12 protein-coding genes and 1 pseudogene are annotated in these 8485 nt (G+C 70.7%); 9 read left to right on the forward strand and 4 right to left on the reverse strand.

The window, feature by feature from the left end:
* The 3 genes from G6019_RS11225 to G6019_RS11235 form a co-directional block, all read right to left on the reverse strand.
* Window positions 1–1122: ABC transporter permease (locus tag G6019_RS11225; protein WP_241726007.1), on the reverse strand; the 1122-nt coding region annotated here is incomplete at its 3' end.
* On the reverse strand, window positions 1122–1889 hold the full coding sequence (locus tag G6019_RS11230; RefSeq protein WP_182613062.1) for an ABC transporter ATP-binding protein: 768 nt from the start codon (window positions 1887–1889) through the stop codon (window positions 1122–1124). The genes G6019_RS11230 and G6019_RS11225, both read right to left, overlap by 1 nt.
* A 27-nt stretch (window positions 1890–1916) precedes the next feature.
* The gene (locus G6019_RS11235) at window positions 1917–2927 is read right to left on the reverse strand and encodes a pseudouridine synthase (RefSeq protein ID WP_182613061.1); all 1011 of its coding nucleotides are present in this window, start codon (window positions 2925–2927) and stop codon (window positions 1917–1919) included.
* Between the two features lie 271 nt (window positions 2928–3198).
* Between G6019_RS11235 and G6019_RS11240 the strand changes: the two genes are divergently transcribed.
* The 7 genes from G6019_RS11240 (at window position 3199) to G6019_RS11270 (ending at window position 6815) form a co-directional block, all read left to right on the forward strand.
* A complete protein-coding gene (locus G6019_RS11240; RefSeq protein WP_182613060.1) occupies window positions 3199–4095 on the forward strand; it encodes a universal stress protein in 897 nt (298 codons plus the stop codon).
* On the forward strand, window positions 4092–4379 hold the full coding sequence (locus tag G6019_RS11245; RefSeq protein WP_182613059.1) for a GNAT family N-acetyltransferase: 288 nt from the start codon (window positions 4092–4094) through the stop codon (window positions 4377–4379). The genes G6019_RS11240 and G6019_RS11245 overlap by 4 nt, the downstream gene beginning before the upstream one ends.
* Window positions 4380–4541: 162 nt before the next feature.
* Window positions 4542–4820: a GlsB/YeaQ/YmgE family stress response membrane protein gene (locus tag G6019_RS11250; RefSeq protein WP_107757507.1), complete on the forward strand. Its 279-nt coding sequence runs from the start codon at window positions 4542–4544 to the stop codon at window positions 4818–4820.
* A 117-nt stretch (window positions 4821–4937) separates the two neighbouring features.
* Entirely contained in the window at window positions 4938–5171 is a 234-nt protein-coding gene (locus tag G6019_RS11255) for a hypothetical protein (RefSeq protein WP_182613058.1), read from the forward strand.
* A gap of 80 nt (window positions 5172–5251) precedes the next feature.
* Window positions 5252–5854 (forward strand): TetR/AcrR family transcriptional regulator, encoded by a 603-nt coding sequence (locus G6019_RS11260; protein ID WP_182613057.1) that lies wholly within the window; start codon window positions 5252–5254, stop codon window positions 5852–5854.
* A complete protein-coding gene (locus G6019_RS11265; RefSeq protein WP_309230215.1) occupies window positions 5851–6651 on the forward strand; it encodes a class E sortase in 801 nt (266 codons plus the stop codon). The genes G6019_RS11260 and G6019_RS11265 overlap by 4 nt, the downstream gene beginning before the upstream one ends.
* Entirely contained in the window at window positions 6651–6815 is a 165-nt protein-coding gene (locus tag G6019_RS11270; RefSeq protein ID WP_182613056.1) for a hypothetical protein, read from the forward strand. The genes G6019_RS11265 and G6019_RS11270 overlap by 1 nt, the downstream gene beginning before the upstream one ends.
* 1 nt (window position 6816) lies before the next feature.
* Here the strand turns inward: G6019_RS11270 and G6019_RS11275 are convergent, their stop codons facing one another.
* Window positions 6817–7368: a DUF2020 domain-containing protein gene (locus G6019_RS11275; RefSeq protein WP_228549452.1), complete on the reverse strand. Its 552-nt coding sequence runs from the start codon at window positions 7366–7368 to the stop codon at window positions 6817–6819.
* A 93-nt stretch (window positions 7369–7461) separates the two neighbouring features.
* On the opposite strand from G6019_RS11275, the gene G6019_RS11280 reads away from it, so the two are divergent.
* Window positions 7462–8085, forward strand: coding sequence for a TetR family transcriptional regulator (locus G6019_RS11280; protein ID WP_182613054.1), 624 nt, complete (start codon window positions 7462–7464; stop codon window positions 8083–8085).
* Between the two features lie 70 nt (window positions 8086–8155).
* Window positions 8156–8485 (forward strand): annotated as a pseudogene (locus tag G6019_RS11285) (hypothetical protein); the annotation flags it as partial.

Consider the following 8485-nt stretch of genomic DNA (forward strand, 5'->3'; position numbering starts at 1 on the left):
GGTGACGACCGACATCGGCGTGAGCGCGAGGCTGCCCGAGGGGATGCCCAGGTCGAAGGCGTCGAGCACGGCGAAGATGACCCTCGCCAGCCCGAACCCGGCGAGCACGCCGATCGCGGAGCCGACCAGACCGGTCAGCGCGGCCTCGGCCAGCACGGACCGGGTGAGCTGGCCCCGGGTCGCGCCGATCGCCCGCAACAGGGCCAGCTCGCGCAACCTCTGCGCCACCAGCATGGAGAAGGTGTTGTAGATGATGAACGTGCCCACGAGGAGCGCGATCAGGCCGAAGGCGACGAAGAAGTAGTTGACGAAGTCCAGGATGGTCGCCAGCTGCGCGGAGAGCCTCTCCTTGACCTCCTCGCCCGTGCTCACCTCGTACTCGGGGAACTCGGCGGCGAGCGTGTCGCGGATCTCCTCCTGGCTCACGCCGGGGACCGCACGGACGGCCACGTTCGTCGCGTTCACACCGTCGGTGAACAGGGCGCGGGCCTGGGCGGGGGTGAACCCGACCCCGACGTAGCCGCCGACGTCGGTCTCCGAGGAGTAGGCGCCCACGATCGTGACGTCGATCATGCCCTGCGAGGTGGTGTACACCCGCGCGGAGTCGCCGATCGCGAGTCCCGCGTTGTCCAGCACCGACTCGGGGAGGACGACCTCACCGTCCGCGTCCGGGGCCCGTCCGTCCGAGATCCAGCTGCTGCTGCCGACGGCCTGATCGGGCTCGACCCACTCCAGTCCCTCCGACGGGGCGCCGCCCGACTGATAGGGCGTGCCGTCGGCGTTGAACAGCACCACGGTGCCGGTCACGCCCGGGGTGACGGCCTCGACACCCGGCAGCTCGAGGGCGCGCTCGGCGACCTCGAACGGCACCCCGCCACCCCGGGGGTCCTCGGGTTCGATCATCGCGGACAGGTCCTGCGTCCCCTGGTCGAGCAGCCCGTCGAACGTGTTCTTGAGGGTCGAGGTGAACACGAGCGAGCCGGTGACGAACGCCGTACCGAGCACCACGGCGAGGACGGACAGGACCAACCGCAGCTTGTGCGCGGCGATGTTGCGCAGGGACACACGGAGCATGGGCCGGGAATGGCTGGGCGCGCGACCCGCGGCGTGACGGGCGGACATCACCCCTCCTCGAGCGCGCCCATGGCCGCCAGGATCTCATCGGAGGTGGGGTGGGAGAGCTCCCGCACGACCTTGCCGTCGGCGAGCAACAGGACGCGGTCGGCGTAGGTCGCCGCGCGCGGGTCGTGGGTGACGATCACTACGGTCTGCTGGAACTCGTCCGCCGCGCTGCGCAGGATCGACAGCACCTCCGCCGACGAGGTGGAGTCGAGGTTGCCGGTGGGCTCGTCGCCGAACAGGATGTCCGGGCGTCCCACCAGGGCTCGGGCACAGGCGACGCGCTGTTGCTGCCCCCCGGACAGTTCCGAGGGGCGGTGTGAGAGCCGGTCGGCGATCCCCAGCCTCCCGATCACCTCGTCGAACCACTCCCGGTCGATCGAGTGGCCCGCGATGTCCTGGGGGAGTGTGATGTTCTCCTCGGCGGTCAGGGTGGGGACCAGGTTGAAGGACTGGAACACGAATCCGATCCGGTCGCGGCGCAGCGCGGTGAGTTCCTTGTCCGCCAGGCCCACGATCTCGGTGTCGCCCACCCGGACCGAGCCCGAGGTCGGCCGGTCCAGTCCGGCCATGCAGTGCATCAGCGTGGATTTGCCCGACCCGGACGGCCCCATGATCGCCGTGAACCGTCCGCGCTCGAACGAGGCGCTGACGTGGTCGAGCGCGCGGACCTCGGTCTCGCCCTCGCCGTAGGTCATGACGAGGTCGGTGGCGACGGCGGCGAGGTCCGCGCCCTCCGCCCGGTGCTGGGTCTCGGCCTGCGTGGTCATGTGCTCCCCTGGATCGTGGTGGTCGACCTAAAGCATGCAGGAGTTCGGAGCGGGTGCCGATGGGGGATGGCCCCGATCTTTCGCCGGGGTCCTCCCCGACGGCCACTCCTCGAGCGATCTGCGGGTCCGGAACCGGCGAGGGGCCCCGGAGACGGGATCGGTGAACTCGAGCGTCTCCGCGAGCAACTGCAGGGGCCGGGAGAAATCCCCGGGGGTGATCGTCCGCACCCGCGGGTACAGGTCGTCGCCGAGGATCGGTGTCCCGAGGGCGTTCATGTGCACTCGCAGTTGGTGCGTGCGTCCCGTGGTGGGCTCGAGGCGGTACAGACCGAGCGGGGGACCCGGCTCCCCCTGCCCGGGCTCACGGACGTCGAGCAGGGTGATGCGGGTGTGGGCGTCCGGCGGGCCGTCCACCTCGGCGGCCTGCAGCACCCCGCGCGTCTTGGCGATCCGGCTGGACCGCTCCCGGACGCGCGGCGTCCCGTCCGGGGCCGGGGCCACGGCCAGATAGGTCTTGGCGACCCGCCGGGCGGCGAAGAGGTCCTGATAGGCGGCCCGGAAGGCGGGGTCGACGGTAAACACCAGGACCCCGGCGGTGAGTCTGTCGAGGCGATGCGCCGGCGCCAGGTCCTCCAGCCCGAGGTCGCGGCGGAGCCGCACCAGTACGGTCTGGGTGACGTGCCCCGCGCGTGGGGTGGTGGCGAGGAAGTGCGGTTTGTCGACGACGACGAGGCGGTCGTCGGTGTACAGGACCTCGATCCCGAAGGGCACCTCCACCTCCGGCTCGGGTGTCCGGTAGGTCCACACGTCCATCCCACGGCGCCGCCGGGTGGTGTCGGTGACGGCCTCACCGTCGGCGGTCACCACCTGCCCGCCGGCGAGGGCCGCCTCGAGCTCGTCGAGACGGTCGGGAAACCTCCGGCGCAGTTCCTCGGGGATGCTGCGGGGCCCCCGTCCGGGGTCGGCGAGCCGGATCCGGACCGGGTCCACGCCGTCACGCAACGGCAGCGGCCTTCGCGGACGTCCGGGATTCGTCATGTGCGGAGTCTAGTCGCTGGGTTACACTCACCTCTCGCCAGAGGCACCTCACGCGCCACTTGGACGCCAGCTGCCCCGTTCACACCAGGAGCATCCATGATCGACGCCGTTGTCGACTTCTTCCTCTTCGGCCCCGGCCGCGCCTTCCTCCCGGCGTTCCAGGGCAGCTTCAACATGGCCTACCCTGCCAACGCCCCCTTCCCCGACGGGATCTAGGCTCACCCGTCCCGAGAACGCATCGGGGATCCGGACACGGCGGTATCCTCGGGGTATGGCTTCACTCGAGAATTCCGTGATCGTCGGCATCGACGGTTCAGCCGCCTCGACCGGCGCCGTCGCCTACGCAGCCCACACCGCCGCGACCCGGCGGATCCCGCTCGTGCTGGTCACCAGTTACACGATGCCGGCCGCCATGTTCGCCGAGGGCATGGTCCCGCCCCAACCCGTGTACGACGAGTTGGAGAAGGAGTGCCAGCCGATCGTCGAGCAGGCCCGGGCCACCGCCCTCAAGGTCGCCCCGGACATCGAGGTCTCGCACGCGATCGTCGAGGGCAACCCCTCGCAGGTCCTGATCGACTACTCCCGCAAGGCCAAGATGGTCGTCCTGGGCTCGCGCGGACTCGGCGGGATCAAGGGGATGGTCCTCGGCTCGGTCTCGGCGTCGGTGGCCAGCCACGCGTTCTGCCCGGTCGTGGTGACCCGCGAGGACACCGACGACCTCGACCGGACAGGTCCTGTCGTGGTGGGCGTCGACGGGTCGGAGGTCAGCGCCAAGGCCACCTCGTGGGCGTTCGCCGAGGCGTCCGCGCGTGACACCACACTGATCGCGGTGCACACCTGGATGGATCCGCAGGTCCAGGCCGCCGCAGCGGGGATCGCGCTGACCGACGACGACTGGCGGCAGCTCGAGGAACAACAGCTGGAGACCCTGTCCGAGCGGCTCGCCGGATTCTCGGACCGCTACCCCGATGTCAGGGTGGAGCGGGTCGTCACCCGCGATCGTGCGGTCCGGGCCCTGGTGGAGCAGGCCGAGGACGCCCAGCTCGTCGTCGTCGGATCCCACGGGCGGGGCGGATTCACGGGCATGGTCCTCGGCTCGACCAGCCGGGCGCTGCTGCAGGCGTCGCCCTGCCCGGTGATGGTCGTGCGTCCGGAGTCGCACTCGTGAGCGCTGGCGAGGATGTCCGGGTGAGGCGCGACCCCGCCGCCGGCCGCTTCGAGATCGTGGTCGACGGCGTGGTGGCGGGTTTCGCGGACTACAGCGACGCGGACGGCGTCAGGACGTTTCCGCACACCGTGGTCGATCCCGAGTTCGGCGGCCGCGGTCTGGCCGGTCGGATGATCGGGGAGGCACTGGAGGCCACCCGCGACGAGGGACTGCGCGTTCGCCCCGCCTGCGCGTTCGTCGAGCGGTACGTCGAGAAGCACCCGGAGTCGGCGGATCTCGCCTGAGGATCCTGCTCACATGACACCTGAGGCGCGGGTGAGTAACGAATAAGCGACGATTAACCCCACAGACGGTCCCACCGGAGGCGTTCCGGGAGCAGACGTGTTCTCCTGTGAGGGCGGCCCACGCCTGGGCCGCGTACGACTCTCGGGAAAGGACACACCACCATGCTGTGGAGCATCATCTCCTGGATCATCGTCGGTGGCCTCGCAGGCTGGATCGCCTCCATGATCATGGGCAAGAACGCCCAGATGGGCCTGGTCGCCAACGTCCTCGCAGGTGTGGTCGGCGCGTTCGTCGTCGGCCTCCTCGTCTCACTCGTCAGCGAGGGCGGCGGGATGCCGGAGGCCTTCTCGATCTGGGGCTTCGTCGCCGCGATCGTAGGCGCGTGCCTGGTCATCTGGCTCGTCTCTCTGGTCAGGGGCCGCGGACGCACCCGCGTCTGACGACGCACTGCCACAGGAGACGCACGACCTCCGGACGAGTCCGAACGGCCCGGCCCCGCACGACAGGGCCGGGCCGTTCGTCTCCTCACCCGCGAGCACCTGACGAAAGGACCGGACATGGGCCTGATCGACAAGATCAAGAACATCGGCAGGAACCCCGCCACGCTCAACTCGGCCGTCGCGAAGACCGGGGACTACCTGAACGACAAGGTCGGCGGCGCGAACAAGAGACAACAGAACACCGGAGCCGACGGCCCGGACAGTAGCCCGGCCCACGACCCAGCAGACGTGCAGGCCGACGACACCGTCACGGGTGACCGCCCTCCCGCCGGGGGACAGCCCCCGGCGTGAACCGGGCCATCGGGGCCGGTGTCGCCTGACACGGCACCGGTCCCGCCGGGACCGCGGTGCCAGCCGATAGTCTGTCACCTGTGACGAGCGCACGGTCGACCAAACCCGGACCGCGGGAGCGGCTCCTGGCCACGTCGACTCGTCTGTTCTCCACCGACGGGATCCGGGCGGTCGGCATCGACCGGATTCTCAGAGAGGCCAAGGTCGCCAAGGCCAGCCTCTACAACACATACGGCTCCAAGGACGAGTTGGTCGTGGCGTACCTCAGAGCCATGGCCGATCGGGACCGCGCCCTGTGGCAGCGACGGGCGGACGCCGCGCCCGATTCGCGAGGGCGCATCCTCGCCCTGTTCGACCTCGTCCGCGAGCGTGTGGAGCCGGCGACCCCCGGGTCGTGTCACCTCGCCGCCGCCATCGAGTTCCCCAGCCCCTGCACCGACGGTGAGCGCGCCATCCGGGAGGCGGTGACCGACCAGCGGGCGTGGGTCGCGTCCACGCTCCGCTCCGAGCTCGCCGGCATGGGACTCGAGGACCCCGACAACATCGCCGACCTGGCGGATCGGTTGGCGATCCTCCATGACGGCTCCGTCACGGCGGCCATGCTCGGCGAGGTGGAGACCTCGGCGATGACGGCACGCAGCATGGCCGAGCTGATCCTGGGGATGGTCACGGAACCGTCGTGAGGCGCGCGGCGGGTGTGCTGGGAGAGGTGCTGGTGACGCTCGGCGTCGTGCTGGCACTCTTCGTGGTCTACCAGGTGTGGTGGACGGATCTGGACGCGGCGCGCGCCCAGTCCGCCGCCGACGCCGACCTGGACCGGCGGTGGGACACGACGGACAACCCACGGATGCGCGGCCGGGTCGCGGAGGACGGGGACCCGGCACCGTCCGGCCTCGCGGACGGGACCGCGTTCGCCCGCATGTACATCCCGGCGTTCGGCTCCGACTACCGGTTCGCCGTGGTCTCCGGGACCAGCGACGCGGCTCTGGAGACCGGGCCCGGACACTACACCGGGACACAGGGCCCGGGGGAACCCGGCAACTTCGCCGTCGCCGGTCACCGGGTGGGCCGTGGCTCGCCGTTCAACGATCTCGACGCCCTTCGCTCCTGCGACGCCCTGGTGTACGCCACCGCGGACAGGTGGCTGATCTACCGCGTGCTGCCCGTCGACGCCCCGGATCCCGACTCGGCCCGCGAGCAGGCCGCCGAATGTCTGCCCGCAGACCTCGCCGACCGCGCGACGTCAGGGAGATACGAGGGGCTGTCCGGGATGTCGGTGGTGCGACCGGAGGACGTGTGGGTGATCGACGCGGTGCCCGGACGCACCGAGCCCCCCTCCCCCGAGCTGCTGCCGCTGACGACGCTCACCACGTGCCATCCACAGTTCTCGGCCGCGGAGCGGCTCGTCGTGCACGCCGTGCTCGAACGAAGTGAGCCGCGGGTGGCCGGCGAGGTCCCCGTCGAGTTGGGGGGCCGGTGATGTACGCCCGCCTCTACCGCAGCCTGCCCGGCCCGACGCCGGTCCGGATCGTGCTGCTCGTCGCGCTTCTCGCGGCGGCGGTGCTGCTCCTCATGGAAGTGGTGTTCCCCGCGGTCGAGTCACTCATGCCGTACTCGCACGTCGCCGTCGACCCGGCAACCTGAGTCAGTCGGCCACGCGGGGCGCGACGAGTTCGGCCACCCGCTGCACCTTGACCGACTGCTCTTGCGTGGACTGCACCGCCAGGACCTGAGTGCCTCGGGCCAGGACCACCAGAGCGCCCCCCGGGCCACCGGTTCGCCCACCGGTCCACCCACCCTCGACGTCCGAGCGCTCGGACTCACCGACCGGTGCCGAGCCGTCCACCAGCTCGGTGGCCCGCTCCTCGGACGCGACCGAATACACGGTCGTCGTCAGCTGGACCGCCCCGTCCGCCCCGTAGAAGAAGCAGGCAGCGGGATCCACGCGGTCATCGATCCGCACGTCGGTGGCCAGCTCGCCGTTGAGCCTCGACGCCTCATCGATGGACAGGTACGGGCACTGCTCACGTGTCACGGGTTCTACCTGGGGGATCTCCGGCTCGCTGGTCTCCGGCGGCGCGGTCCGGATGGTCCCCATCTCCGGTGCCGGCTCGCCGTCGCCACCGCCGCACCCCGCCGACACACCGAGCAGGACGACGGCCGTCGGGGCGAGGAAAGTCGTGGCGGCGATACGCATGATGCCCAGGATAGGACCCGACCCCCTGGGTAAGGTCATCACCACCGAACGGAGACGACCCACACGCACCGACGACCGACGGGGAGGCGCCACATGTCCGGCCCATCCACGCACGGACAAGGCGCCGACCGCGTCGGGAGACGCCGCCGCGAGCTGCGCGAGACCATCTCCTCCGTCGCACTGGACCTCGCCCTCGAACGGGGACTCGACGCGGTGACGGTGGACCAGATCGCCAAGGCCGCCAACGTCTCCCGCCGCACGTTCTTCAACTACTTCCCGTCCAAGGCCGCCGCGTGCATCCCGGACGCTTTCCCCCCGGACCGCGACGCGGTGCGCCTGTTCCTCACCGACCGGTCCGTGTCCACGATGACCGCACTCACCCGGCTGTTGTGGCTGCAGGTCTCCATGGCCCGGCAGGAGACCCCTCTGTTCAACCGGTTCCACGACATGTGGCGGCAGGAACCGGGAATCCGCACCGAGGTGTACGCGATCCTGTCGCGCACCGAGGAGGAACTGGCCGCGCTGGTGGCCCGCAGAGAGGGCAGCGAGCCCGGGTCTGTGGAGGCAGCCACCGTCGCGGCGGCCTCGATCGCGATCGTCCGGGTGGCGGTCGAGCAGTGGCGCACCGACGAGTCGCCGACTCTGCTGGAGGACCGGATCAGAGAGTCGTTCGACGCCGTCATCCGAGCGACCGAGATCGTGCCCGGCGAGGCCTGAACCCGCGCGGACGGGTGTTCGCGGACCGGTCGGGAGCCTCCATCGAGCCACGACATCGTAGGATCGGTCCATGCGATCGCAGCGACCCCGCACCGCCCCGGGGGGACGAGTCGCCCTCGCGTCGGCGGCGTCTGCCGCGGTGCTGGCAGTCGCGGGGTGCTCCGCGTCCGGCGTCGGGGGTAACGGCGAGACGGGTCCACCCCGGATCTCGCCGGCGCCACAGCCCGAGGTCGCCGCCGCGATGGTCGAGGGACGCCCCGCCCCCGACGACCGGTTGAACGCCTGCGAGCTCCTCGATCTGCCGACCGATGAGCTGATCGAGCTCACCGGTGCCGACATGCCCGAGATCGAGCCCATCGGCTCCGGTGACCTGGGCCTGATCTGCACCTATGGCGGCCCA

Source organism: Dietzia sp. DQ12-76 (genome assembly GCF_014145045.1).
GTDB lineage: Bacteria > Actinomycetota > Actinomycetes > Mycobacteriales > Mycobacteriaceae > Dietzia.